This is a genomic window from Streptomyces sp. SID5469, from assembly GCF_009862865.1.
Taxonomy (GTDB): Bacteria; Actinomycetota; Actinomycetes; order Streptomycetales; family Streptomycetaceae; genus Streptomyces; species Streptomyces avermitilis.
In genome coordinates this window covers 625,993-650,062 of the sequence record NZ_WWIN01000001.1, presented here as the reverse complement: position 1 = coordinate 650,062, position 24,070 = coordinate 625,993, and the positions used below count along the sequence as shown (strand labels likewise).

The window sequence follows — 24,070 nt, the reverse complement described above, 5'->3', positions numbered from 1 at the left end:
AGGGGGCGGAGCCGCTCGTAGGCTCGCCGTTTCCATGCCTGTTCAGCGAGCCGGTGCGTCGCTGGAATCTGTCACTGGTGACCCATCGGAAGAGCCACGAACCGTGCAACTCCCTTACCACGTCATCTCATTCGGCGAGTCTGCGGTAGCAGGAGGGTGCAGGCGATACTGGTGAAGGCCAGGAAGTGGCTGGCTTTGCGTTCGTAGCGTCGGTGGAGGCCTCGGCATCCGGCGAGCCAGGCCATGGTGTGTTCGATGGTCCAGCGGTGCCGACCGAGCCGTTGGCTGGAGCCTGTCCCCTTGCGAGCGATTCGAGGTGTGATGCCCCGGCTGCGTATCCATCGCCGCAGGTGGTCATAGCCGTACCCCTTGTCGGCATGGGGCTTTGCCCGGCCTACGACGTCGCCTGCCGTGGTGAACCGCCGATGGGCTGTGGCGCCCGAAGGTTCGAACGAGGCGGAAGGCACTGTCCACCCCGGTCCTGACGCGAGGACCGTCCCGCTTCCACCACGCCTCCATCCCTGTCGGCGCGTGCTGGCTCAACCTGTAGGAAGGCTGGTGGCGTATCTTCCGCGAAAGCTGCCCTCGCCGGGCGGTCATTTGCCAACCGCGACGACATCGAACAAGCCACCACCCAGGCGACCAGCAAGCTGAACTCCCGTGCCAGCCCCTGGGTCTGGGGCAGACCCGCACCGCCAGGCCTCCGACTACGGCGCCGATGTGCAGATCATCTTGACCTGAAGTCTGGTTGAGGTTTCACGATGGTGCGGTGACCGATAACGGAATCACCCTGATCGACGCGTGGGAACTGCCCGAGGACCGCATCGACGAGTCCATCGCACGCTGGCGGGAGCGCGTCGGGCTCATCCATGCCGCCCCCGGTTTCCGGGATGCGCGGCTGCACCGCAGACTGTTCCCGGAGTCCCGGCTCGGCCTGGTCAATGTGGCGCACTGGGACAGCATCGAAGCCCGGGACGAGGCGCTGGCGGATCCCGGATTCACCGCGTCGGCAGCCACTGCGGCCAGCTACGCCACCGTGAACGGCGGCTGGTATGAGGTGGCAGCCGAATTCCTCGCAGTGGGAAACGGTTCGGGCGAAGGGCCGGGAATCACCATCGTCAATGCTTTCGAGGTGCCCGCCGAGCGGATCGATGAATTCCTGCCGCATTGGCTCGGCCGCGCAGAGCTCATGACCAAGGCGCCCGGCTTCCGGGACAACCGGCTGCACCGTGCGGTGGTCCCGGACACTCGCTTCCAGCTGGTCAGCATCGCGCACTGGGACAGCCCCGACGCATGGCGCACAGCAGACAACGACCCCCGCTTCCAACAGAGCCTGTCCACCTCCCCTGACTTCGCCATCGCCGACCCCGCGCTCTTCCGGCTTGTCGTCGAGTTCTGATCGCGGGTCGTACGCTCCCGAGCCGTTCACCCCGGTGGTCGGATCCGCCATGTAGGCAAGGGGCAACTACGAGCTCGTAACAGGATCTTGCTGAGGTACCCGGCCGGGCGTGGCCGCTGTGACGATCTGATCGTTCGGCGGGTGTGACGACTCCGCCGTGGATCGTGGACGATGACTTGTGGGCGCTGATCGAACCGCTGCTGCCGCCCTGGCCGAAGCGGTCGTCGGGGCCGAGGCCAGTGGATGATCGGCTCTGTCTGCAGGGCTTCCTGTACGCCCTGCACCAGGACATCGCCTGGCAACTCCTCCCGCTGGAGCTGGAGCTGGAGCTGGAGCTGGAGCTGGGTTCGGGTCGGGCAGACCTGCTGGCGGCGCCCGGACGGGCAGCAAGTACCACCGGATCTGCGACGGCAAAGACACCCCGCTGCACGTCATCACGACCGCTGCCAACGTCAACGACATCTCGAACTCCACGACCTCTTCCTCTCGTTGGCTTGCCGCCTCATCTGCTGGAGACGCCTCAAGAAGTCCGGATCATGATCGCGTTACGAGCATAGGAAAGGAATTGAGCGAGGCGGCGCCCTGCTGCTACTTTCGTGGTGGACCGTGAAGTCGTCGTATGGAGGTGAGCCCCGTGAACACAGTTACCCATGGGTGCTCCCTCAACCCGTCACGGTCCGGCGGCTGACGTTCGGTGTCGCCAGGAGCGCCTGAGATCTAGGCACTCCTGGAAGGGAGACTCCGATGAACACGAAGCCTTTCACATCTGGCCTGAGCGAGAACGCGGTGGTGATCACGCGCGTCGCGGACAGGCAATGGCATGCACTGGATGACGACCTGGTGGTCGGCCGCGGGCATGCGGAGCACCGGGCCGACGGACGCTTGTTCGTCAGTATCGATGCCTGGCACGACGCCGCCTTCGACCGGCTTGCCGAGGCGATGCTGGCGGAACTGCCGGCGCCGCTGTACACGGTGGTCGACGAATCCGACGTCGAGCTGACGGCCGGCTGGCGGCGGGCCGGGTTCACGATCCGGCGCCGTGAGTGGGAGTACGTCGTGCCGACCGACCCGCGGGTCACAGGGCTCGAAGCAGTCCTGCTGCCGTCGGGCGTGACGATCGTGCCCGCCGGTCAGGCGGACGAGAGTCTGCTGCGGGCGGTGGACCGCGCGATCCGTGACGAAGTCGAGGCGACCGTCGGGTGGCAGTCGATGCCCGCGGAGGTCATTCCCCGCCCCGAAGGCGACACCATCGTCGACCCGTCGAAGTACGCGGTGGCCGCGGCGCCGGACCGCTACCTGGGTCTGATCCGGGTGGTGACGGTGAGCCGGCCGCGCATCGGGCTGGTCGCGGTCCGGGCCGGCGAGCAGCGCCGAGGCATCGCACGGGCGCTGCTGGCCCACGGCACTGGGGACGCTGCACCGCTCCGGGTTCGCCGCGGCCTGGACCGAAGTCCACGAGTCCAACCAAGCAGCCTCTGCACTGTTCGAGGACATCGGCGCCCGGCCGATGAGCAGCAACCTGGAGCTGGTGCGATGACGAAGAACAAGAACGTCATCGAAGTCGAGGGCAAGGTCGTCGAGTGCCTGCGCAGCGCCATGTTCACCGTGGAGCTCGAGAACGGCCACCAGGTGCTCGCGCACATCAGCGGGAAGATCCGCAAGAACTACATCAAGATCATGCTGGAAGACCGGGTGCTGGTGGAGCTCCCGCCGTACGACCTGACGCGCGGCCGGATCGTGTTCCGGTACAGGAACTAGCGGCGGTCGGCACCTTCCGCGGTAGCTGATCCTGGGGCCCCGGTCACGGCGCTTCCGTGCCCGGGGCCCCGATGATGGCTCCCACGGCCGCGGCGGCCACCGCTCCAGCCGCCGCCAGCAGGTCGGGCCCGAGCCGAACCCCAGCTCCAGTGGCAGCAGTTGCCAGGCGATGTCGTTGTGCAGCGCGTAAAGGATGCCCGCCGGCACAGCCGGTCCGGCACCGGCCGCGGGCCGGGAGCTTCTCGGGCCAGGGCGGCAGCAGCGGCGCGATCAGCGCCCACCGGCCAGCGAAGCTCACCTGAACTGGTCGCTCATCACCCTCATGAGCAGGAGGCTGACACGCAAGGGCCACCCCGACGGCTGGAAGAAGACCGGCCCGATGAGGAAGCCCGGACCGACCACTCTCAACCAGCCGCGCACCTCGCGAGAAATGGACGGATGACCGGCAAGGTGAGATCGATTCGCAGGAACGTCTCGAAGTGCCCGCAGTCAGGCAGTTCGACGCAGGTGGCGCCCGAGATCTGATCAGCGGTGTCCTGAATCGCCTTGAGCTGGGGGTCACGGTCACCCGCGAGCAGCAGTACTGGCCCTGCTGTCTGAGCGAGCTTGCCCAGGACGCCGTCGCGGCCGGCGAGGGCGACGGTCAGCGCTGCCAGCGCATGCGGGTCGGCTGTCAGCATCGCTGCACGCATCCATGCTGGAAGGGGGCCCTGACGCTCCAGTCGGTCTCGAAGGCGATCCGCACACCGTCGCCGCCGGTGACCTGCATGCCTACTCAGCCTCGGACGCAACAGGAGTCGCCTGGTGGAAGTACATGCGCCAGCCCGTGTCCGTCAGACGCCACAAGGAGCTTCGCCAGGCCCGACGCCCCTGGTTGTCGGCGAAGTACGTCAGATGAACGACGCCGGGAGCAAGAACGATCCCGGACATCTCGCTGACCTGCACCAAAGACTCCGATGACACCGTTCCGCCGCTCGTGACCGTGAGGATGGAGTTCACGTCCCACCGGCGTCCCGACGCGCCGAACTCAGTGAACTCCGGATCCAGAAGCTCCAACACACGGGCTGGAGAGGCACGCACCTCAGGATCAAGGAGCCGCATTTCGGCATCCATGGCTGCTTGCACTGCACGCTCGCTCTCGACGGTCATGGCGGAACCCTACGGACGCTTCTCGCCGGTGCACAGCGAATAGATCACCTGGCGCGATCCACGGCGCAAGGTGCTGTCAGGAGTCGTGAGCCCCCTGCATCCGAGTGATCACTGGCTGCCGCCCAGACCCGCGAACAGAGCCAGCCGCAGTTCAAACACTCACTTAGAACCCAAAGTGGAGTGCGGCCCCAGCAGCGTAGGAGTGCACGTCCTGGAGTGGGTGCATACGAGCCTGGTTCCCGAGAGGTCGGCAGATCTGCACGCTGATGCCAAACCCCTGAAGATCGTATTCACGGACGACCGTGGCGATCCGATCAACCCTCCCGTGTACAAGGTGACGCAGACCGACCCAGAGCGCGTCACCCTCGAGGTCTACACCACCGCGCACCGATGCAAGTGGAGTGTGATTGTGCACTGGAGCGTCAACGGCGACGACCACAAGACGAAGATCCCTGATAAGGGCCAGTACGTCGTGACGGGCACGGATGCGGCCACCGAACACAGGGCAACTGACGGCGAACTGCTCCGCTGGTAATTTCTGTCGGCGGCGTCTGCATCGATCACCGGCCGACGTCACGAACGAGCACAACCTCGACGACACGAGCTCGCAGGTTTGGCGGAGGCCGGAGCCAGGAATTGCTAGGGAACCGGCAGTCGGCCCGCACCAAAGTCCCTGATCAGCCGTGATGTTTGTGCCGGGTGCCCAATCATCTCGTCCCTCGGGCCAACCTTCGGGAGAGCAGCTGTGGTCGATCTCGGCTTCGTGGGCCCCAGCCGGCCCGCCAACGACTACCGGTTCTTGAGCGTCACTGACGGCGACACCCCCAACATCGCCATGGCGATCCGCATGGTGTCCATCGACACCCCGGAGAGCCACTACGGCGGGGCCCCGGCCACCGCCCAGGCCGCTCTGGAGCGTGCCAAGACGCGACTGCTGGATGGCACCTACGACGCGCTGCCGCAGGATCTTCGTGACTATCTCGTCTCCCGGATCACCCCTGATGCCGCGCAGCGGCATCAGTCGGCGGGCCAGGCGGCGGCCGAGGCGCACACGGCCATGGTGGCCAGCCGCTTGGCGCACCCCGACGGGTCCCAGCGCAAGATGGCGGTGATCGCCACCGGCGAGCTCGTCGAGGGCAACGGACGCCTGCTGGCCTACACCGCGCCCTGGTTCACCGGCAGCGCCTCCGATCCGCTGCCGCCCCGCGACGACCCCCGTCGGCGCACGTTCAACCTGGACATGGTGGCGCTCGGCTGGGCGGCCACGTTCGTCATCTACCCCTCCATCCCGCCCACCAAGGACTTGAACCTGCTGCTGGAGGAGGCCGAGGCGGCCTGGACACAGCAACTTGGCGCCTGGGCGCAGTTCGGGCAGGACCTGCTGCTGGGATATGAGTACCGGGCATGTATCAAGCTCGGCACCAAGGAGCTGACCGATCCGGCCGCGGCGATCGCCCAGGCCTACCAGCGGGTGTGCGTGGACCTGCGGACGCTGACCGAGGTCGGCCTGTACGGCTACCACCAAGTGCCGCCCCAGCACCGGCTGTGGATCTGGGCAACCGACCTGGAGCAGGCGCGCAAGGACCTACCGATCAGCTCCTGAGCCCAGTGCTCGAGCCGGTGACGGCGCCGAGCCGCCTGTCCCATGGACCCTCACCGGCCGCGCCAACGCCGCCCGGACCATACGCGGGGATGGCACGGTGGTGTGGGCCTGGCCCGTCGCCTTCCCCCGTGGCGACGGGCCAGGTTCGTGGTCAGCGCGCGAGGGTGATGGTGATGGGCAGGTCGGGGCATTCGGCGAGGCGTTGGGCGAGTGCGGTGGGGTCGATGGTGAGGCGGTAGCGGGTCTTGTCGGCGACCCAGTCGGTGACGTACTGGCACCAGTAGCCGGCGTACGGGGCAGCCAGGTGGAGGTGATGGCGATATTCGGATTTGGTTCTGGCAGCACTTTCGTTAAGAACACGGCCGAGCCGAAACCTTGAGTCGAAGTGAAGTGCGATCCGTGTGTGGTAAGGCATAGCGTCTTGGGATGAGCAGCTTCAACACGCACCAGAGACGGGTCTACGACGAGGACCTGCCGACGCGCGCCCGGCATACGAATTTGCGGTCGTGCCTCGTCCACTTCGCGCCCTACGGCTTCCGGGCCACGTATCACCATCTCTGCCTCAGCGCGGGGATCCCCAAGGATCTGGAGAAGGATCCGAGCTCGCTCATACGTGCCGTCGAGGAGTTGCACCACGCCCGACAGCTCTGGCTCGCTGACGAGCGTGCCTATGCCAACAGGCGCCGAGCTGACAAAGCGCGTGGCTTTCGGCAGGTGAAACGAGACGAGTCCTGGCGAGGCTGGCAGCGTGAGTGGGGGAACATTGCCTACTGTCCCGAGCCGACAATTCATCCCGACGAGCCGCTGCCAGCGGTGGTCGAGCGGGTGCTCCGTTCGTCAGTGCCGCCGGATGAAGCTCCTGCGCTGACGTGCCGTGTATGCGGAAACCGGGACAACACCAGCGTCTGGTACGACGGCGCCTACCGGATCCATCAGCTGTGCAGGGAATGCGGGGTCAGTCTCGCGGTACAGCGGGCCAAAGCGCCTGACCCGCGGTTGGCGGCCGACCATGCCCGGAAGTGGAAGGAGATCTGGAGGTTGCGCAACGAATCTCCTCGCAGCTACCCGAGCTGAGTTTTCGGCTGGGGGCGGTCCAGGTTGATCGCCTCGCTGACTCGCAGCCCGGTGGCGGCCAGTAGTCCGATTAGCGTTCGGTAGGTCGCCGCCCTCAGTGGCGGGTCGAATGTATCGGTGGCGGCCATCACTGCGGCGATGTCGGCGTCGGAGTAGAGAAACGGCGGACGCCAGCGCTGCCGGTAGGGCAGCAGGCCCAGCGGCGGGACCTCGGTGTCTGGGTCGGTGCCGATCAGTTGGCGGGCGAAGCCGCGGACTGCCGTGACCCGGCGCGGGCTCACCGTCGTCACCACCTCGCCCTCACGGCTCTTCGCCCATGCCAGCGCGGCCGCGATGGTCACGGTGGTCTGCCCGCGGTCTTCCATGAAGGCAACGAAGTCCGGCAGCAACCAGGCGGTCTCGGCCATCTGGTGCCCAAGCGAGCGACGAAGCCGCAGGTAGTCGGCCAGTGCCTCCCGCAGGACGGTCATGCCGCCTCCGTCCTGGGCCAGGGCTGTGCGACCGCACGCAGGGCGGTGAAGTCGACCTTCGCGTAGAGCGTGGTCGTGGCCAAGTCCTGATGTCGAAGCACTTGGCCGATCGCGGCCAGTCCGGCGCCTTGCCGGAGCATCTCGCCGGCCAGCGCGTGCCGCAGCCGGTGCGGACCAACGCGGGGGCAGGCCGGCACGCAGGCAGGCCCGTTCGACGACATCGCCCACCAGGTCCGCGCGGATCGGGCCGCGCGGGGCCCGACAGGTCAGGAACAGGTGAGGGGATGACAGTTGAGGCCGGGCGGCGACCAGAGCTTCGCCGACGTCGACCGGCAATGGGAGCGCGCGTCTGCCTTGTCTGCGACGGCCCGTTCGAGGCCCTGAAAACCACCCGCCAGATCTACTGTTCCCCGGCCTGCCGCAAAGACGCCGAACGCCGCCGCGACCAGGCAAGAGACGAAGACCGTATGCGTCGTCTCGGTGAGACCACTTCTCTGCCGTCGTGGCCTGAGCTGCCTGCACCGTCCCAAACTCTCTGCCGGCCCCTCTCGCGTCAGCAAGCGGCCGCGGAACGTGACCCGCTGGAACCGACCGCGACCCGCAACTGTGCCCACTGCCACCAGCCGGTCACCATCGTCGGGCTTCTCGCGATCCCCGAAGCCGCCCGCACTTCCCTCCCCGCCGCCAGCCCCGACATCGTTCCGCTGCGAAGGACTCAGTGACCGTCGTCCACTGACTGTCACTGATCACCGAGCCCGCCGACCTGACGGTCGGCGGGCTCACGCCATCAGCCCATCGAACGCAACCGATCCAGTTCGCTCTCGATCCCGTCCCGCAGCACGTCATGCTGCGGCCCCAGTCTGAACCCCTCGTCACTCCACCGGTCACCCGGATACAGCCACACAGGCTTGCCCACCAGCTCGGTCGGCTCCCACTCGAACCGCGGCCAGACGTGGGCATGCAAGAACGGGTCGGTGTTCCCCAGAATCTCCAGGTTGACCCGGCGGAAGTCGGGGTCCAAGCGTTGGCAGACGTGCTCAACAGCTTCTCCGAGCCGGTCCATGTCGGACAGAAACGACAGCCGCCTCGCCTTCGGCAGATCAGACAGCCGCTGAACACCTGGTTCGTCCACGAGCAGAACCGAGTAACCCGGCAAGAACTGAACGTCGCCGATCACCGCGAACCCCGACTCAAGCCGCCGCAGCACGGTCGGGTTCTCACCTCGCAGAGCAGCCCCGATCCGATCCATCCTCCAGTCACCAGTCATGGCCCCAACTTAGCTACGCCAGACCGCGCCAGCTCCGACGTGGGAGGGTGGTTGCAAGCTCCCGTCCCGGTGTCTGCTGAAGCCGTTGCACAAGGTAGCGCTCGAGGTGATCGGGAAGATCTCGCCGCGCGGCAGATAGATCACGGTGTTGAGCACTTCGAGCCCGTACTCGGCGGTGATCGATCCGCCCCGCGCCATCTCGTGCAACGGGATCCCGGACGGTGGTCAGCTCGGACGGTCGGGAGGCGGCTCCCAGCGGGGCGGCGATGTCAAACACCTGGCTCCCAGTAAGGCGGGGCGGCTTCTCTTCTTCGCCCTGAACTCGTCAGAGTGAGCACCGCCTTAGAAGTCAAGATGCGCTGCTGGATGCGGCGGTGTGCGGTTGTGTGATCGCCCCGCCAGAAGTGCTCCGTGTGGGACCCTGCAGGGCATCGGGCCCCGCCCCGGCCCGTACGGTACCTTCCTGCGGCGCACCCCAACCCGTCCGTGGCAGCGGACAAGGACGCGGAGAAGGACACCGGATGAGCGCGCGTTTCGAGGAGATCGACTGGCGGGCGACCTTCATGGGTGAGATCAGCCTGCGGCGTCGGCGGGACCCCGTGTCGGGGGAGGACGTGTACGAGGTGAAGCTCGGCGACGAGTACCTGATGTCCAGCCTCTTCACCGCGGGGGAGGTGGAGCTGGCCCGGCTCGGCCTGGCGGAGCTGCCCGACGGCCCGCTCGATGTCGCCGTGGGCGGACTCGGCCTCGGTTACACGGCCCGAACGGCGCTGGACGATCCGCGGGTGCGCTCGCTGATCGTCGTCGACGCCCTGGCCGAGGTGATCGACTGGCACCGGCGCGGGCTCGTACCGCTGGGCGCGGGACTGGCGTCGGACCCCCGGTGCCGGCTGGTGCGCGGGGACTTCTTCGCGATGGCTGCGGGGAGCGCGGCGGCGGCCAGACCGGTGCCCGCGGACGGCGCGAAGGTGGGCGGTCCGGTGCCTGCTGGGGGCACGGCCCGCGGCGCCAGTGCGGCTCCGCGCGGTCTGGACCCCGAGACTCCCGGCCGCCGTTTCCACGCGATCCTGCTGGACGTCGACCACTCACCGCGCCATGTGCTGCACCCCGGCCATGCCGCGCTCTACCGCCTGGCCGGTCTGACCGCTGTGGCCGAACTACTCCATCCCGGGGGCGTGTTCGCGCTGTGGTCGAACGACCCGCCGGATGAGGAGTTCGGCTCGGTGCTCGCGGAGGCCTTCACGGAGACCGCTGCGCACGTGGTCAATTTCGACAATCCGCTTCAGGGCGGGACCGCGGCCAACACTGTCTACGTCGCCCGCAGGTACGACGGCTGAGGACACCCGGCCAGGGCAGCGACCGCCACCGGGGGCTCCGTACTCCCGCTCCAATCCGCAGGACGCCTGTATGTCCGGCTGGCTCCCGCCGATCCACCCCAAGGGCATGGTCCAGAAGGACGGCAAGACGCTCAAGCATGTTTTGAGGCACGGTCGGCCTGACCGAATCTGGCAGGGCACGAGAGGCCCCAAAACTGCGCTCTCGGCTTGGGAAGCGACGGCGCTCGTACGGCGACGCGGCATCTGACCTGCATAGATACCGTCTCCCGGGAAAGCCCTGCGAGGCGGCTCGCACCGCTGTTGACCGTGGTCATCCGCTCTGAATGGACATGCTGTGGGCACGGAGGGATGGATCCCCGGAGGGTGTGCGGGTGTGACGGTCACTTTGTGCGGTCTCGGCGCTCTCTGCTGTCCGGTCCGAGGGATTGCGTTGCGAGTAGGAATGTCGGCGGACCTGGCCGCCGCCCTCGCGAACGCCCGGCCCTGGTGGTTGCAGTGGCCGTGATCGTCCAGCAGATACGGGCAGGTGCCGGATTCGACGCGCTGATCATCGAGCTCGGCTCCGCGGTCTTCTTCGCCGTGCCGGCCGTCATCGCCTTGGCCAACCCGGACTCGGTGTGCACGACTACTCGGCGGCGCTGTCGGCGGGCACACTGGCGGTCATCGCCAGGGTCTCGCTGGCCATCGGCAAGCCGTTCACGTTGGGCATTGTCAAGCGCACCACCCCGCGCGAGGCCTGGGGACTCAAGCCGTTCATCCAGACCAACGTCATCATCACCGCCGTCTGGACCGCGGCCTTCACCCTGACCGCTGTCGTGCTCGCCTTCATGGCGCACGCCGGGAACGCCCACTCGACCCTCGCCATGCTCATCCAGGTCGTCGGCTTCGCCGTCCCTATGATCTTCACTGTCCGCTATGTCTCCCGCGTCCAGGCCAAGGCCGGTGCCCGATGATCTCCGTGCAACAGGCCCGGCCCCAGCTGGCGGGCAACTACGTCCCGGTCGGCGGAGAACTCACCGCGTACGACCTGCCGGTGACCGGGGGATCCCGGCCGAGCCGGCTGTGACCACGAACGTTCATGGTGTCGGCTGCCACGCCATGGGCCGTTCCGGGCGCACGGCGTTGCGGTTGTGGAGCATCCGCAAGCTCCGTTTCAGCCGCCCAGCTTGACCGCACGGTGTACGTCGTCGACGTAAGCCTCGGGCTGTTCCCAGGCGGCGAAGTGGCCGCCGGCAGGGTGTTCCACATATTCGCAAATGTTCAGAAAAGCCTAGACGTACCGTGTGGCCGAACGCGTTCGCCCAGCCGGGCTCGTCGACGTCATTCGCGGTTACCTCGGCGTAATCGTCGACCAGCTTGCGCTTCGCCTCGATCTCGCGCAGGACCCGCGCCGGATCATGACGAGCGATGTGAGAAGAGTCGGCCTGCCCTCGAAGCCTGGCGTCCTCCTCGTTCTGAGTGCCATAGGCAGTCACCTGCACAACGCAGCGCGCCGGGGCCGTCGGTCACGTACCCGCCGCAGTCGCTCCAGGGGCCAGGCGTGGCAGCCTCGGCCACCCGCGTGTCGTCCTCGAGCTGGTCGCGAAGCCACCGCACGAGATCATCCACGTCACTCACTCTCTGAAGTGACAGGCAAACAGGACGGATGTGGGACCGGTGCGGTGATGTGCCAAGGTGACGCCTGAACTGCCAGATGCCCCGGCGCGTTTCCGTGCCGGGGCCATCGGTGTGCAGGTGGACGTCCGACAATCAGCGCGCGACGCTGCGCATCAGTCCCTCGAGGTCGCGTTCGCCGGCCGGTGTCTGTGCCCCGTCCTTCAGGCCCCCGCTGATCAGCTGCTGAGCGGCCGGCAGGCTGAACGTAGCAGCCCAGGCGTCGTTCTCACCCAGGAGTCCTTCCTTGAGGTCATCGGCGGGCAGCGAGCGCTTGGCTGCTTCGATGACACCGTCGGGCAGCGCGGCGATATTGCGAGCGACACGGTCGACGTACTCGTCGAGCTCGTCGGCGGGCAGGGCCCGGTTGATCCAGCCGTAGGACGCTGCGGTCTCGGCATCGAACAGGTCGGCGGTGAGGACCACCTCCAGCGCGCGGTTGCGACCCACGCGTCCCCGGAGGTACTGCGTGCCGCCTCCGCCGGGGATGATGCCCATGAGCGCTTCGATCTGACCGAGCCCGGCGGTCTCGGCGGCGGCGAATGCCATGTCCGCTGCGGCTACGAATTCCGCCCCGCCCCCGCGGGCCTTCCCGGCGAGCTTGACGATGGTTACCTGGGGCTGGTGGCGGATGAGCTCGCCGACAGCCTGGAACACATTGACGTCCGCCGGCGCCGACGCGGCGAGTTCCTGGAGGGCGTCCATCTTCTCCCCGATCCGCATGTCCACGTGAGCGAGGAAGAATTCCGGGTCGGCGCTGGAGAAGACGATCACTCGGACCGATGAATCGTCCGCGAGCGTGGTCAGCACGGTGCGGAGCTCGCGCATCATCGTCGCGCCGATCACGTTCACCGGGGGATTGTCGAGGATGATCCGTGCGACGCCGTGTTCGCTGCTCACGCGCAGGGTCGAGTAGGCATCGTTTCTCATGAAGGCTCCGTAGGTTGTCAAAAGGCATGTAAGTTTGCGATGCATACCTACCGTCGGCGGCGCCGCTCGGATCGTCAAGAACGCACTTTGGGAGCACCAAGGCACATGAAGGACACCGACCTGCACGCAGTTGGCGCCGAAACACCAACCGTTTTCCGGGCGGACTGCCCGAGCCGTCCGATCCTTGACCAGATCGCGGACAAGTGGTCGATGATGGTCATGGCGCTGCTGGAACGGCCCACCCGGTTCAATGAGCTGAAGCGCGGCCTGGAGGGTGTGACACAGCGCGTCCTTACCCAGACACTGCGCCGCCTCGAGCGGAACGGCATGATTCGGCGCAAAGTGCTGCCGACCTCACCCGTCGGCGTGGAGTACTCCCTCACACCGCTGGGCGAGTCCCTGCGCGAGCCATTCGGGCATCTCTACGACTGGACCGTCGAGCACAGCAAAGAGATCCAGAACTGCCAGCGGGCGTACGACAGCAGGGGCTGACGCCTGACCGCCTGTTCGATGGTGTCGATGCGTAGGTGGAGCGCGGAGACGTGGACGAAGAGGGCCCAGCTGGCCTGCGACGGGTGTGCGTGTTTGCGGCACCGACCAGAAAGAGCCGCCCTTACGAGTCGCCCGCAGCCACTCCTTGCGGGTGGCGGGGTGGCGGTTCTTCGAGCTGGGTGGTCGGCCGGGGCCGGGCCGGTTGGGTTTCGGTGCACGGGCCGGACAGGGCAAGCCGGGGCGGAGGTTCCTGAACCCCCGGCGGACCCGGGCGGGAGTGAGTCGGCCAGGCTCGGCCGGCTTCTCCCAGAGGCGGCGAAGGTCCGCGACCAGCGGCCGGGCGAGGCGCAGTTGGGCGTGAGCCACGATGACGTTGACCAGCCAGGTCCACCGGTCCGTCGCCTCGGGAGTGCGGAGCTTCCGGCGGGTCCAGCCCAGCATCTGCTTGATTATCCGGAACGGTTGCTCCAGGTCGAATCTGCGGAGGAACGCCTGCCAGCGCAGATCGATGCCCTGTCCCGACCCCGTGGCCGACGACCACAGTCAGACTGGGAGCGGATCGTGCCCGCCGGGCAGGAAGTCGGCCTCCAGGCATTTCAACGTGCCCTTGATGAGGGGGAGTTCGCCGGTGTGGTCGGTCCATGTGGAGCGGGTGGTCAGGCGAGGATGAATGCGGTATCAGGCCATCGCGCGGGCGGTGCCGTGGCTGTCGGAGACCTGCACGGTCGGGCCCCAGCCGGTTGCGGACACGGTCCGCGGGGACCGGAATCGTGGCCTCGATCCCGCCCGGCGGCGCTTCCGGCGGATCTGACCCGAACGAGTGGTGATGAGAGGACGCGCTGTGCCGACGGCCCGCGGCGGATCGATTCGCCGCTCGCGGCCCTCCTGGGGTCGGCCCCGCAGTGACCTCTTGATCATCTTCGGAAGGGATGCATCCCCGCATGAAGCTCCGCAACGCCGTCGCCGCCACACCCCGCCTACACGGTCCCGGCAGGGCAGCGCTGGCGCGTCGCCCCGGACAGCACCGCCGTCAAGCTCGGGTCGGCCTCACCGACACACATACCGGATCAGCCACCTCTCCGTCTGCCTGGGACGTGGCGCCTGAGCCGGGCCCGAACCCCCTGACGATCAGCCACCCGGCCAGCCCCAGCTCCCAGGCGAACACCGGGAGTGCGGCGGCCGACCCCGCCACGGAGAGCTGCGCGTAAGCCCCGAACATCACGGCGACGGCCGAGGCGCAGATCAGCGGCCCGCCGACCAGCCCGAGCACAGCGATGAAGCGCGGCACGAGCCGTGCGCGGTACGCCAGGTACGCAAGCAGGACGGTGTTCAGGCCGAGGGCGATGTTGGGCCCGAGCAGGAACGTCCAGTCGTGCACGGCCGCCAGCGCGACGTCGGCGCCGGCCGCCGCCCCCGCGTCCCGCCGCAGGGTGACGAGCGCCAGGACGGCGACGATCCCGAGGGCGATGACGGCCGCCTCCAGCAGCCGCCCGAAGGCGTACCCGAGCGCGAGCCCCTCGCCGTGGCGTCGTAGGACGGGGAACAGCGCCGCCCCGGTACCGGCCACCGCCGCCACCAGCACCACCTCGCAGAGCACCCCGAGCAGCGCCCGCGTGTCGGCGCCCTGCGCGAGCCGGCCGTCCGCCGCGCCCAGCAGCGGGCGGTACAGAACCGCCCCGGCTATCGCGGCGGCCTCGGTCAGCAGGAACAGCGACCCGGCGGCCACCGCGGTTCTCCGGTCCGGACTCATCTTTTCGGTACCCCTCGCTCGGTGGTGGTGTACGCCGTACACCTGGCAGCGACCATAGGTGTACGGCGTACACTCGTCAAGGAGAGGGCGCTGTCGAGGAGGGAAGGGGCCGAACCGGAATGACCCGGCAGGAAGCCACGCACACGCAACGGATCCCCCTGAACAGGGACCGCGTCCTGCGCGCCGCCGTCGCGCTCGCCGACGCCACCGGCATCGACGCGCTCAGCATGCGCAGGCTCGCGCAGGAGCTGGACGTCGTACCGATGGCCCTCTACAAGCACGTGGCCAACAAGGAGGAGCTGCTCGACGGCATGGCCGACGCCGTCGTCGGCGAGATCGACCCGCCAGCCGCGGGCCCCGACTGGCAGCGCGTGGTCCGCGGGCGGATCCTCTCGGCCCGGCGGGTCTTGCTGCGCCACCCCTGGGCGGCCCGGGTCATCGAGTCGCGGACCGGCCCCACCCCGGCCGTGCTGGCGTACCTGGACTCGATGGCCGGGAGCTTCCGGGACGGCGGCCTCTCCGCCGACCTCACGCACCACGTCATGCACGCGATGGGCAGCCGCCTGCTCGGCTTCAGCCAGGAACTGTTCGACACCTCAGGCCCCTCCGGCCCGCCGGACCCCGGGCTGGCGGCGCGCTACCCGCACATCGCGGAACTGGCCGCGACGGCCGCACACGACGGGGGCTCCACGGTCGGTGGCGGCTGCGACGACCAGTTCGAGTTCGAATTCGCCCTGGACCTCCTCCTGGACGGCTTCGAAAGCCTCCGCCGCCAGGGCTGGACGTCCGCGCGGAAGACGTAGCGGGTGCGGGGGCTGATCTAGCGTCGAAGGGGGAGGGAAACCCAGCCGACCCGGGGCCAGTGGTTGCGCGCGGGCCCGCGTGCGCCCGGCGCCGTTCCCATGCTCCGGCAACACTCAGCTCCCGGCCCGCGCGACGATCCCGGAGAGCAGGTGCGTCCCATGCGTACGTCCATCCGGATCGCAAGTGTCCTCGCCGGCCGGCCCCTCGCGCTCGGTGGCGTGGCCTTCACGGCCCCGCCGCCCACGCGGACGTCACGGCCTGCATCAACCAGGTCGAGCGGGAGCTGCAGGGCGGGGAGGGCTCTCAGCAGCGACGAGCTTCACTACGAGGAGAGGTGGGAACCCAACCACCCGGCGACCACGGTGCGGACGTGGACCGGCGTGTTCGCGTGGTCAGTAATCAGCGGCCTGATAGGGGAGCCGCACCGAGTGACCGGCTGAGCAGCCTGGCTATGGCAGCTGCCCATGCGGCGGATGGTCTGGCGTCGCCCATCCCGCCCCGTCCCTTCTCCTTCACTCTCCAGCCAAGGGACATGGGCGAAAGCGGCCGCAGCGGGGGTGTCCTGTTCCTGAGGCTGGGTTGGGACGAAGGGGCGGCCGGACCCAGGGGCGACGGCTGCCCCGGGCGACACGGGGTGAGGAGGCGCTCGCGTCAGCAGTCGGTGTCCGGGCAGCGCTCGCCTCGAGTTCGGCGTGGCGCTGCTGGAGCTGGTCTTTGGCCATGTGGTCGGTCAAGGCCGTCTGGATCGGGGCGCGCTGGTACTCCGTGCTGGCGAAGGCGCCGCGGTGGTAGCGGCATTGGTCCCTGTGCTTCGGCCCGGGCCGGGCAGTTCTTTCAGTCCAGCGGGTCGTATGGCGCTGTCTCCGGTCCGGGGAGCTCAGAGGCCGTCCGGCGGGCGGTGGAGAGTCAGGGCAGATGGTGAAACAGGTCCTCGCGCCAGGTGGGCGGCATCTCATGAAGGAAGACGGCCAGGGCGGCGGCGATCTGGGGGTAGTTGTCGTAGAGGTACGCCCGGATCCGATTGACCTCGGTTGCCGGGTCGAACTGCGGGGGCAGTTCATAGGCGTCGCGGGCGTAGGTCCGGATCTCCTCGTGGCGTTCCTCCCAGGTTCTGGTGTCAATTCCGGCTTCCACGGCCGCGCCCAGGATCTGGATGTTGTGGAGCGTCTCCGGGACCAGCAGGGACGCGGCGAGGGCTCGGCTGCGGCAGGGTCACGGCTGGCGAGCGCTGCCACGGCCTGGTCGGTGAGGAAGCCGTGCGCTGGGTCCAGCAGTCGCTGCTGCTGTACGCGGTGGCCAGCACCCTGGTTCGCAGGCACGTGAGTTGGGTGGTCTGTCCGTCATGAAGGGGCTCCCTTCGAGGGAGTGATGGTGTCGGCGGGGGCTGCGGGACGGCCGGATTCTCTGTCGACGGCCGCCCCGCAGGCATGGGGGCGTGCCCCGGCCCGAAGGGGCGGGTCCGGGGCACGATGTGTGGGTCAGCGGGTGGCGAGGGCGGCGCGGTGCTCCTGCCGGTGTTCGCTGATCTCGCTCTCGTGGGGGGCCGTGGTGGTTATGCGCTCAGTCCGGTGCTGGTGTTGCCGGGCTCGTTGAGCACGCGCCGGGTGGACGTGCAGGTGCTGGACTTCGACCTCGGCCGCGGCGCCTGGAGCGTTCGGGCACGGAGTTCCGTGAGGCCGCTTGCACACTTCCGGACTGAGGACGGCCGGGCGAAAAGCCTGCGCCGTAGGTTGGGGGAGTGACGACTACTGCATCGCAAGAAGCATTTCTCCAGGCATTCCACGCGGAGTACCCGGCGGTGACCGCGGAAGCGTTCGGCCGTGGCCATGCTCCAGACGGCCGGTCCAGCTATGAGATCTTGTGCGATCGGGTAGCCGGAAGCATGCGCGTGCTGGACCTCGGCTGTGGCGATGGCCTACTGCTCGAGTTCCTGGCCCGAAGGTCCGGGAGACAACTCGCCGGGGTGGACCTGTCTCCGCACTCTCTGGCGCTGGCACGCCGTCGACCGGCGCTTTCCGAAGCGAAGCTGGAAGAGGGCCGGGCTCAAGAGCTTCCCTTCGCCGACGACAGCTTCGACGCCTGCGTCTCCCACATGGCACTGATGCTGATGAGCGAGATCGAGCAAGTCGCATCTGAGGTTGCCCGAGTGCTGTCTCCCGGAGGGGTACTGGCATGCGTAGTGGGAGGTGGGGCTGTAGGCGGCGAGGCCTACGAACGATTCCTCGCCCTGCTGCGGTGCACGATCGAGGAGACGCCGGCCTCGCAGCGCATCCCGGCACTGGGAGACAAAAGAACACGCAGTCGCGAGGGGCTTGATGAAGTCCTCGGGCCAGCAGGCTTCACAGCGGTTGACTGGGAGACCGTTCCTATCGATCTGAGCGCACCAGGGGAGCAGGTATGGGCTGCTGTTTCCAGTCTTTATGATCTTGGCCCGCTCGATCGCGCGACTTTGGATCGGTTGCGAGAAGCCTTTTTTGCCGAGGTGAGGGATATGACGACGTCAGAGGGACACGTCCCCTGCGCCTTCAAAATCCACCTCGCAACAGCGCGACTGCGTTAGAGACCTCAGGGTGCACGAGGTGCCTCCTGCTCGGTGGTGAGCAAACGGCGGAGCGCCGCGCCCGGCCGGGGAAGCCGGGCCGCGGTGCTCGGGATGGTGCTACCGGCGAGTGATGTCGGTGACCACGAGGAACTGGTCGCTGCCGAGGTCCACCACCACCCGGGCGTCCGTGCCCTGGGCGTGTTGGTCGGCGGCGTACTCTTCCGCACGCCACCTCGGGGGCCTCCGGCGGGGAACCGCTCCAGGACGGTGTGAAACTACGCGGTGGTCGTGGCCATTACGCGTCACCGCCGTTCACGCGCTCGTGGATCTCGGTCAGCGTGCCGATGGTGCCGGAGCTTTCCGCCATGCCGACCCACCGCCCGAGGGCGGTGAAGACGGGCACGGCGTCGGTGTCGGCGTCGAACACCACGACGTAGTCGTGCGTACCTGTCGAGGACCATCTCCTGCAATGCCCGCGCCGGTGCGGTCGCCAGCACCTCCAGGGCGTCGACGGTGAGCCGGGCAGGCTCCGCCGGGCGGCCTGCCTTGACACCGCGTTCTTGTACGACGGCACGCCGGGTAGCGGCGGCGGCAACGCACATTGGCCCGCCACGGGCTACTACGCCACAACCACCCGGGACTGCGAGGACATCAACCTGAAGGTCAACGCAACCCGTTCGGTCAGGACCTGCTTCAAGGCCACCGGATCGTGCAACGCGTGGAGTACTGCCAGGGCGAAACAGTGGGCACTGGCCGCCACAGACGTGTCGGACGGATCCGATTTCTACATCCAGTTCTCGGGCACGGCCAAGAGCACCGGCTACATCGCCTACCGAGAAGAGGATGGGATGAACCACCTCGCCACACCTGATGACTGCTACTGAGCTTGTTGGCGTGTTGTCGTTGGGGGCTGACGGCGTGTGACCTTCGCGGTATGCCGTTTGTATGAGGTATCCGCAGGGTGGTGGGATGACGCCTGAACGGCAGGCGTTTCGTGAGCGGATCCGGATGGAGGCCGCCGAACGGTTCGGCGCCGGCGCCTCCAACGCGGAGGTCGCCAAGGACTTACGGATGAGTGTGCGCTCGTTCAGCGGTGGCGCCGGGGCTGGCAGGACGCGGGGACGGACGGTCTTCGGTCGGCGGGGCCGGTGTCGCTGCCCAAGCTGAGCGAGAAGTTGTTCACGGTACTGGAGCAGGAGCTGGGCAAGGGGCCGGTGGCGCACGGCTGGCCGGACCAGACCTGGACGCTGTCGCGGATCAAGACGCTGATCGGGCGTCGGTTCCATAAGAGCATGACGCTGTCGGCCATCGCGCAGATGCTGCACCGGCACGGCTTCAGCCACCAGGTCCCGGCCCGCCGAGCGGTGGAGCGCAACGAGGAAACCGTCACGGGCTGGGTGAAGGAGACCTGGCCCCAGGTGGAAACACCGTGGCGGCGCTCGGGGCCTGGCTCTGCTTCGAAGACGAGGCCGGTTTCTCGATGACGCCGCCCACCTCCCGCACCTGGGCCAGGCGCGGGCACACACCTGTCATCCGGGTGCGGGGACGCTCCCAGCGCCGCATCTCGATCGCCGCTCTGGCCTGCTACAAACAGGGCGAGCGCTCACGCCTGGTCTACCGGTCCAAACGGCACGTGGACCACAAGCGAGGCGGTCGGCGCAGTTTCGCCTGGACCGACTACCGCGACCTGCTCATCGCCGCCCACCAGCAGCTCGGCGCCCCGATCGTGCTCGGGTGGGACAACCTGAACGTTCACAAGGACCGCCGGCTGCGGGAGTTCATCAACGCCCACGACTGGATCAACTGCTTCTTCCTGCCGACCTATGCCCCCGACCTCAACCCCGTTGAAGGCGTCTGGTCACTGCTGCGACGCAGCAGCCAGGCCAACACCGCCTTCACCGACCCCGGCCACCTGATGCGCGCCCTCCGGCACGGCCTCCGCCAGATCCAGTACCGCAACAACCTCATCGACGGATGCCTCGCCGAAACCGGCCTCACCTTGACGACAAAACGCCAACAAGCTCAGTAACGAGGCGGGAGCCGGTCAGTTCCTGCGGATCCCCGTCGCAGGAACCATCTGCGGGATGTGAGAAGCGAGTGCCTGGCTGTCACCGTTGAAATGGAGCGTTCGCAGACCGAGCTGGGCGGCGACAGCGCAGTTCTCAAGCCTGTCGTCGACGAAGAGAGTATTTTCCGGGTGGGGCAACCCGGCAGCCACGACGGCGGCCTCGTATGCACGCGGGTCCGGCTTGTTCACGCCGAGCCGGGCGGAGTAGACGGTCCTCGTCATCAGGGTGCTGCACCAGGCAGAGAGGTCGAGTGCCTCCGCAAGCGGGTGCGGGACATTCGACAGAAGAGTCATCCGAAGGCCGCCTGCGTGTGCTGCTTGCAGGACCCGGTGTCCTGTCTCACTGAAGGTTGACCAATCTCACCGAAGATTGACCGCTGCGGTGTTGTCTCAACGAAGCGTGATCGAGACATCCCGCTGGCAGCCTGGTGGTGTGTACGACTTCACCGAGCAAGGGCTTCGCGACGCGATCGCGGCAGCGGAATCGCCGGCCTGGTCTGTGAGGGCTGCCGCGGGACGACGTCTGGCGGCAACACGGCAGATTGAGGGTGTCGCCGATGTCCTGCACCGTCTGTTGCTAGACGCTCAGGACACCGGCGTAACCTCAGATACTGCGTCAGCTCTCTTGGCTCGGAGAGATCTGGCTGGCCTGCGTGCCGTGCTCGCTGCCCGTACAGTCGCCTCTGACCAGGGAACCGCCGATCAGCTCGCTGCGGAGCTGGACTGTGACCCACGCTGGGCGACCGGACAGGACGGCGACGAGCTGATCGTGCAGCTTCGGACCTTGGCAGCGGACAGAGACCCCGATGTCCGCAACGAAGCCCTATTGCGGCTTACACGCCTGCGCTGATCGGAAGGCACTGATCAATCTTCGGTGAGATCGGTCAACCTTCAGTGAGACAGGACACCCGGACGACGTCCTCGTCGGTGTGGGTCCACATCTCGGCGTCGGTGCTGCGCAGTGCGTAGAGCAGGGTGCTGCCCGGCGGGGCGGTCAGTTGGCCGTACAGCATGCCGCTCCAGAAGGTGTGGGTGCTGATCTCGCCGGCGTCGTACAGCGCGCGGCGTGCCCAGAACTCGATCTCGAAGTTGGCGGTCTGATCGGCGGGCCATCCGGCGAGTGCGGCCAGCCGTAGCCACATCTGCTGGTGGGTTGCTTGCCGATGACGCCGTGGTAGCCGAGGATCAGGGCCTCGAGCCTTGGGACAGGTGTGGGGAAAGGTGCGGTCATCGGGGTTCCAATGCTCGATGGGCGGAAAGGGCGACAACTGCCGTCAGCAGGACGGGCAGGGCGAGGGCTACGGACAGGCTGCTGAGCGAGGCGAGCGCTCCGATCACGGCAGGCCCTGTGAGCGGGCCGAGATATCCGGTTGCAGCGACGGCGCCGACGGCTCGGGGGCCGCCGCGTCCTGCGGCGCTGATCAGGGACGGCACCGTAGTTGACAGTCAGAGGCCGAGCGCCATCCACCCGATCAGGGAGGCCGGGGCGGAGTCGATGAGCAGGCCGGCGCCGAGTCCGGTTGCTGCGAGGGCGGCACCGGCGCGGACGACGGCGGCGGCCCGAAGCGAGCCGCTGCGGCTGATCGTCTTCATGGGAGCGGCCACCTGCGCCGCACTCACCCACGGTGGTGGCGCCTGGCTCGCGGGTCTGCTGTAGGGGTGCTGAGGCGCGATCCAGATTTTTCGGAGTTCGGCGGTCTGACAATGTCGAGAACGTGCCACTGGCTCCGTCCCAGGGACAGCAGCGGCCACCACCGGCCGCACAAGGAAGAAGGAGAAACCTGCATGGCGATTCAGCGGATGGACAACGTCGGCATCGTCGTCGAGGACCTGGATGCCGCCATCGCGTTCTTCGTGGAACTCGGTATGGAGCTGGAGGGCAGGGCGGAGGTCGAGGGCCTGTTCGCCGACCAGTGCACCGGACTCGACGGCGTCCGCTGTGACATCGCGATGGTCCGGACCCCGGACGGTCACAGCCGGCTCGAGCTGGCGAAGTACCGCAGCCCCGCGGTGATCAGCGCCGGGCCGCGCAACCGGCCGCACAACATTCTCGGCACGCACCGCGTCATGTTCGCCGTCGACGACATCGAGGACACCGTTGCCCGCCTGCGCCCTCACGGCGCCGAACTCGTCGGCGAGATCGCCCGGTTCGAGGACAGCTATCTGCTCTGCTACCTCCGCGGCCCGGAGGGCATCATCGTCGGACTGGCCGAGCAACTGCGCTGAGAAGGAGAAACCGAACCATGCAGCCGAACGAGATCATCGAGGTTCTGAACCGCCCGATCAGCCAGGAGCTGCTGGCCCGTGACGTGACCCGGTCGCATATCGGCATGTCTACGACGAAGAACGCCCCCAAACTCCCGTGGCCACCCTCGCGCACAGGCTCCTGAAACGACGGCACCAGTAGGTGAGACACATCTGAGTGTCTGGCTGGCCGCGCATGAAGCTGGCTCCCTTCATCAGGCCTCCTGGAATCGATCTTCTAGGCTGGCGTGGTGACTGATGAGCAGGAGCGGGTGCAGCCGTCGGGCGTGTGGGCCACGGCGGTGGGGGTGGCCAGGGTGCGGGCGCTGGAGACCGAGCGGGAGAACGCGCTGTTCCGCGACCCACTGGCACAGGCCTTCGCCACCGCCGGCGGCCTGTGGCCCTCCTCGCCGCCGCTGCCCGATGACGAAGCCGCGCGACGCCGCCGGCTGACCGTGTCGTTCTCCATCGTCATCAGGACGAAGTTCCTCGACGACCTGTTGCAGCAGGCCTCCGCGTCCGGGGTCCGGCAGGTCGTGCTGCTCGGCGCCGGCATGGACAGCCGGGCCTTCCGGATGGACTGGCCCGAGGGCACCCGGCTGTTCGAGGTCGACACCGCCGCGCCACTGGACTTCAAGGCTTCGGTGCTGCGCCAGGAACGGGCCGACGCACGCTGCGAGCGGATCACCGTCGCGGTGGATCTGCGTGAGGACTGGCCAGGCGCGCTGGCCGCCGTAGGGCATGACCCGGCCGTGCCGACCGTGTGGATCGCCGAAGGACTGCTGATCTATCTGCCCGAGGACGCGGTGGAGCTGCTGCTGGCCCGGATCAGCGCGCAGTCGGCGGCAGGCAGTCGGATGGGGCTGACGTTGGGCTCGCGCGGCGTGATCGAGCGCTTCGGCGCGGACGCCGCGCCGGGATCGGCGGCGTCCATGTGGGTCTCGGAGATGCCCGACGACCCGGTGGGCTGGCTGGCCGGGCACGGCTGGGAGGCCGACAGTCACACCCTGCGCGAGCGCGCTGCCGCCTACGGCCGCCCGATCAGCACCCCGCCGCAGCGCGAGGAGCGGCCCGGCGGACTGATCTCGGCGGTCCGCCGGTAGAGCGCCTCCCGGTTCCCTAGATGATCGATTCCAATGGGACCTGATGAGTGGAGTGTGGAGCCAGGTTCATTCGCGGCCAGCCAGTTGTGCGCGCACTGACCGCCTACGACCACTAAAGTTCGCCCGAAAATCGCCAGGCTGGACGGTGGTGTGGTCGACAGTCCTTCGCCGTGAACGAAGTGCTGCCGCAGTTGAACGAGCTGCTGTTTTCCTCGGTCGAGGGCGTGTTGGTGGAATCGGTCGAGGTGATCGGCACGGTCGTCAGGGTCGAGGCCCGTACGACCGCAGGGCGGGCGGCCTGTGTGGGGTGCGCATACTGGGCGGGGCGAATACAAGGCTCCTACCTGCGATTTCCTCGTGATCTGCCGACGCCGGGCAAGTGCGTCGTGGTGCCGTTGCGGGTGCGGAGGTTCGTCTGCGAGGAGGA

Annotated in this window: 28 protein-coding genes and 7 pseudogenes; 18 read left to right on the top strand and 17 right to left on the bottom strand. The window is 67.8% G+C overall.

The annotated features are described in order from the left end of the window. Positions 1-127 precede the first annotated feature (127 nt). Positions 128-411, bottom strand: a pseudogene (locus GTY58_RS02760) (transposase); the annotation flags it as partial. 358 nt (positions 412-769) lie between these two features. On the opposite strand from GTY58_RS02760, the gene GTY58_RS02755 reads away from it, so the two are divergent. The 3 genes and pseudogenes from GTY58_RS02755 to infA all read left to right on the top strand — a co-directional run bounded on the left by GTY58_RS02755 (position 770) and on the right by infA (position 3,157). Then, positions 770-1,399 (top strand): antibiotic biosynthesis monooxygenase, encoded by a 630-nt coding sequence (locus GTY58_RS02755; RefSeq protein WP_037651834.1) that lies wholly within the window; start codon positions 770-772, stop codon positions 1,397-1,399. A gap of 744 nt (positions 1,400-2,143) precedes the next feature. Then, positions 2,144-2,936 (top strand): annotated as a pseudogene (locus GTY58_RS02745) (GNAT family N-acetyltransferase). After that, on the top strand, positions 2,933-3,157 hold the full coding sequence (infA, locus tag GTY58_RS02740; protein WP_010981942.1) for a translation initiation factor IF-1: 225 nt from the start codon (positions 2,933-2,935) through the stop codon (positions 3,155-3,157). The pseudogene GTY58_RS02745 and the gene infA overlap by 4 nt, the downstream one beginning before the upstream one ends. A 105-nt stretch (positions 3,158-3,262) precedes the next feature. Here the strand turns inward: infA and GTY58_RS40260 are convergent. The 3 genes and pseudogenes from GTY58_RS40260 to GTY58_RS02730 all read right to left on the bottom strand — a co-directional run. Beyond that, positions 3,263-3,416, bottom strand: a pseudogene (locus GTY58_RS40260) (IS5/IS1182 family transposase); the annotation flags it as partial. Positions 3,417-3,561: 145 nt separating this feature from the next. Then, positions 3,562-3,837 (bottom strand): hypothetical protein, encoded by a 276-nt coding sequence (locus tag GTY58_RS02735; protein WP_037651839.1) that lies wholly within the window; start codon positions 3,835-3,837, stop codon positions 3,562-3,564. A 91-nt stretch (positions 3,838-3,928) separates the two neighbouring features. Further along, positions 3,929-4,306: a DUF4440 domain-containing protein gene (locus GTY58_RS02730; RefSeq protein WP_037651841.1), complete on the bottom strand. Its 378-nt coding sequence runs from the start codon at positions 4,304-4,306 to the stop codon at positions 3,929-3,931. Between the two features lie 202 nt (positions 4,307-4,508). On the opposite strand from GTY58_RS02730, the gene GTY58_RS02725 reads away from it, so the two are divergent. Beyond that, complete coding sequence (locus tag GTY58_RS02725; RefSeq protein WP_037651843.1) at positions 4,509-4,841, top strand: hypothetical protein; 333 nt, start codon at positions 4,509-4,511, stop codon at positions 4,839-4,841. 210 nt (positions 4,842-5,051) lie between these two features. After that, the gene (locus GTY58_RS02720) at positions 5,052-5,909 is read left to right on the top strand and encodes a hypothetical protein (RefSeq protein ID WP_010981939.1); all 858 of its coding nucleotides are present in this window, start codon (positions 5,052-5,054) and stop codon (positions 5,907-5,909) included. A gap of 151 nt (positions 5,910-6,060) precedes the next feature. Here the strand turns inward: GTY58_RS02720 and GTY58_RS39375 are convergent, their stop codons facing one another. Further along, entirely contained in the window at positions 6,061-6,324 is a 264-nt protein-coding gene (locus GTY58_RS39375; protein ID WP_010981938.1) for a hypothetical protein, read from the bottom strand. 11 nt (positions 6,325-6,335) lie between these two features. Between GTY58_RS39375 and GTY58_RS02715 the strand changes: the two genes are divergently transcribed. Beyond that, complete coding sequence (locus tag GTY58_RS02715; protein ID WP_010981937.1) at positions 6,336-6,983, top strand: hypothetical protein; 648 nt, start codon at positions 6,336-6,338, stop codon at positions 6,981-6,983. Here the strand turns inward: GTY58_RS02715 and GTY58_RS02710 are convergent. The 3 genes from GTY58_RS02710 to GTY58_RS02700 form a co-directional block, all read right to left on the bottom strand. Next, positions 6,971-7,453, bottom strand: a complete 483-nt coding sequence (locus GTY58_RS02710; RefSeq protein WP_010981936.1) for an integrase — start codon at positions 7,451-7,453, stop codon at positions 6,971-6,973. The two genes, GTY58_RS02715 and GTY58_RS02710, sit on opposite strands and share 13 nt — an antisense overlap. Then, positions 7,450-7,674, bottom strand: coding sequence for a tyrosine-type recombinase/integrase (locus GTY58_RS41245; protein WP_010981935.1), 225 nt, complete (start codon positions 7,672-7,674; stop codon positions 7,450-7,452). Before GTY58_RS41245 ends, GTY58_RS02710 begins: the two co-directional genes overlap by 4 nt. A gap of 566 nt (positions 7,675-8,240) precedes the next feature. Further along, the gene (locus GTY58_RS02700; RefSeq protein ID WP_010981934.1) at positions 8,241-8,720 is read right to left on the bottom strand and encodes a diadenosine tetraphosphate hydrolase; all 480 of its coding nucleotides are present in this window, start codon (positions 8,718-8,720) and stop codon (positions 8,241-8,243) included. Positions 8,721-9,241: 521 nt separating this feature from the next. Between GTY58_RS02700 and GTY58_RS02695 the strand changes: the two genes are divergently transcribed. Together GTY58_RS02695 and GTY58_RS02690 are read left to right on the top strand one after the other, a co-directional pair. Further along, positions 9,242-10,057: a hypothetical protein gene (locus tag GTY58_RS02695; RefSeq protein WP_010981932.1), complete on the top strand. Its 816-nt coding sequence runs from the start codon at positions 9,242-9,244 to the stop codon at positions 10,055-10,057. A gap of 617 nt (positions 10,058-10,674) precedes the next feature. Next, positions 10,675-11,010, top strand: a complete 336-nt coding sequence (locus tag GTY58_RS02690) for a hypothetical protein (protein ID WP_010981931.1) — start codon at positions 10,675-10,677, stop codon at positions 11,008-11,010. A 375-nt stretch (positions 11,011-11,385) separates the two neighbouring features. Here the strand turns inward: GTY58_RS02690 and GTY58_RS41515 are convergent. Then, positions 11,386-11,532, bottom strand: a pseudogene (locus GTY58_RS41515) (DUF6221 family protein); the annotation flags it as partial. A gap of 274 nt (positions 11,533-11,806) precedes the next feature. Continuing rightward, entirely contained in the window at positions 11,807-12,718 is a 912-nt protein-coding gene (locus GTY58_RS02680; RefSeq protein ID WP_237528706.1) for an enoyl-CoA hydratase/isomerase family protein, read from the bottom strand. Positions 12,719-12,745: 27 nt separating this feature from the next. Here GTY58_RS02680 and GTY58_RS02675 point away from each other — a divergent pair, with 27 nt between their 5' ends. Beyond that, positions 12,746-13,132, top strand: coding sequence for a helix-turn-helix domain-containing protein (locus GTY58_RS02675; RefSeq protein ID WP_010981929.1), 387 nt, complete (start codon positions 12,746-12,748; stop codon positions 13,130-13,132). 141 nt (positions 13,133-13,273) lie between these two features. On the opposite strand, the pseudogene GTY58_RS40250 reads toward GTY58_RS02675, so the two are convergent. Together GTY58_RS40250 and GTY58_RS02665 are read right to left on the bottom strand one after the other, a co-directional pair. Further along, a pseudogene (locus GTY58_RS40250) lies at positions 13,274-13,858 on the bottom strand (transposase); the annotation flags it as partial. 304 nt (positions 13,859-14,162) lie between these two features. Next, positions 14,163-14,882: a DUF4386 domain-containing protein gene (locus GTY58_RS02665; RefSeq protein WP_010981927.1), complete on the bottom strand. Its 720-nt coding sequence runs from the start codon at positions 14,880-14,882 to the stop codon at positions 14,163-14,165. A 119-nt stretch (positions 14,883-15,001) separates the two neighbouring features. Between GTY58_RS02665 and GTY58_RS02660 the strand changes: the two genes are divergently transcribed. Further along, the gene (locus GTY58_RS02660) at positions 15,002-15,685 is read left to right on the top strand and encodes a TetR/AcrR family transcriptional regulator C-terminal domain-containing protein (RefSeq protein ID WP_010981926.1); all 684 of its coding nucleotides are present in this window, start codon (positions 15,002-15,004) and stop codon (positions 15,683-15,685) included. A 907-nt stretch (positions 15,686-16,592) separates the two neighbouring features. Here the strand turns inward: GTY58_RS02660 and GTY58_RS02655 are convergent. After that, entirely contained in the window at positions 16,593-16,820 is a 228-nt protein-coding gene (locus GTY58_RS02655; protein ID WP_010981924.1) for a hypothetical protein, read from the bottom strand. A 604-nt stretch (positions 16,821-17,424) separates the two neighbouring features. Between GTY58_RS02655 and GTY58_RS02650 the strand changes: the two genes are divergently transcribed. After that, entirely contained in the window at positions 17,425-18,246 is an 822-nt protein-coding gene (locus GTY58_RS02650; protein ID WP_010981922.1) for a class I SAM-dependent methyltransferase, read from the top strand. Between the two features lie 277 nt (positions 18,247-18,523). Here the strand turns inward: GTY58_RS02650 and GTY58_RS41240 are convergent, their stop codons facing one another. Further along, entirely contained in the window at positions 18,524-18,658 is a 135-nt protein-coding gene (locus GTY58_RS41240; RefSeq protein WP_255253765.1) for a hypothetical protein, read from the bottom strand. 130 nt (positions 18,659-18,788) lie between these two features. Here GTY58_RS41240 and GTY58_RS02645 point away from each other — a divergent pair, with 130 nt between their 5' ends. From GTY58_RS02645 to GTY58_RS02635, 3 genes and pseudogenes are all read left to right on the top strand, one after another. Continuing rightward, entirely contained in the window at positions 18,789-19,112 is a 324-nt protein-coding gene (locus tag GTY58_RS02645) for a hypothetical protein (RefSeq protein ID WP_010981919.1), read from the top strand. 61 nt (positions 19,113-19,173) lie between these two features. Then, positions 19,174-19,712: pseudogene (locus GTY58_RS02640) on the top strand (winged helix-turn-helix domain-containing protein). Beyond that, positions 19,709-20,257, top strand: coding sequence for a transposase (locus GTY58_RS02635; protein ID WP_010981917.1), 549 nt, complete (start codon positions 19,709-19,711; stop codon positions 20,255-20,257). Before GTY58_RS02640 ends, GTY58_RS02635 begins: the two are co-directional and overlap by 4 nt. Before the next feature lie 15 nt (positions 20,258-20,272). Here the strand turns inward: GTY58_RS02635 and GTY58_RS02630 are convergent, their stop codons facing one another. After that, the gene (locus GTY58_RS02630; RefSeq protein ID WP_338059015.1) at positions 20,273-20,620 is read right to left on the bottom strand and encodes an HAD-IA family hydrolase; all 348 of its coding nucleotides are present in this window, start codon (positions 20,618-20,620) and stop codon (positions 20,273-20,275) included. A 109-nt stretch (positions 20,621-20,729) separates the two neighbouring features. Here GTY58_RS02630 and GTY58_RS02625 point away from each other — a divergent pair, with 109 nt between their 5' ends. After that, complete coding sequence (locus GTY58_RS02625; RefSeq protein WP_197586424.1) at positions 20,730-21,146, top strand: hypothetical protein; 417 nt, start codon at positions 20,730-20,732, stop codon at positions 21,144-21,146. 34 nt (positions 21,147-21,180) lie between these two features. Here GTY58_RS02625 and GTY58_RS02620 read toward each other — a convergent pair whose 3' ends face one another. Continuing rightward, positions 21,181-21,438: a hypothetical protein gene (locus GTY58_RS02620; RefSeq protein WP_010981915.1), complete on the bottom strand. Its 258-nt coding sequence runs from the start codon at positions 21,436-21,438 to the stop codon at positions 21,181-21,183. An 85-nt stretch (positions 21,439-21,523) separates the two neighbouring features. Continuing rightward, positions 21,524-21,856 (bottom strand): annotated as a pseudogene (locus GTY58_RS02615) (MFS transporter); the annotation flags it as partial. A 225-nt stretch (positions 21,857-22,081) separates the two neighbouring features. Here GTY58_RS02615 and GTY58_RS02610 point away from each other — a divergent pair. The 3 genes from GTY58_RS02610 to GTY58_RS02600 all read left to right on the top strand — a co-directional run bounded on the left by GTY58_RS02610 (position 22,082) and on the right by GTY58_RS02600 (position 23,643). Beyond that, positions 22,082-22,522 (top strand): VOC family protein, encoded by a 441-nt coding sequence (locus tag GTY58_RS02610; protein WP_030185481.1) that lies wholly within the window; start codon positions 22,082-22,084, stop codon positions 22,520-22,522. 17 nt (positions 22,523-22,539) lie between these two features. Continuing rightward, positions 22,540-22,686 (top strand): hypothetical protein, encoded by a 147-nt coding sequence (locus GTY58_RS02605; protein ID WP_010981913.1) that lies wholly within the window; start codon positions 22,540-22,542, stop codon positions 22,684-22,686. A 141-nt stretch (positions 22,687-22,827) separates the two neighbouring features. Beyond that, entirely contained in the window at positions 22,828-23,643 is an 816-nt protein-coding gene (locus GTY58_RS02600) for a class I SAM-dependent methyltransferase (RefSeq protein ID WP_037651877.1), read from the top strand. The last annotated feature ends 427 nt before the right edge of the window (positions 23,644-24,070 follow it).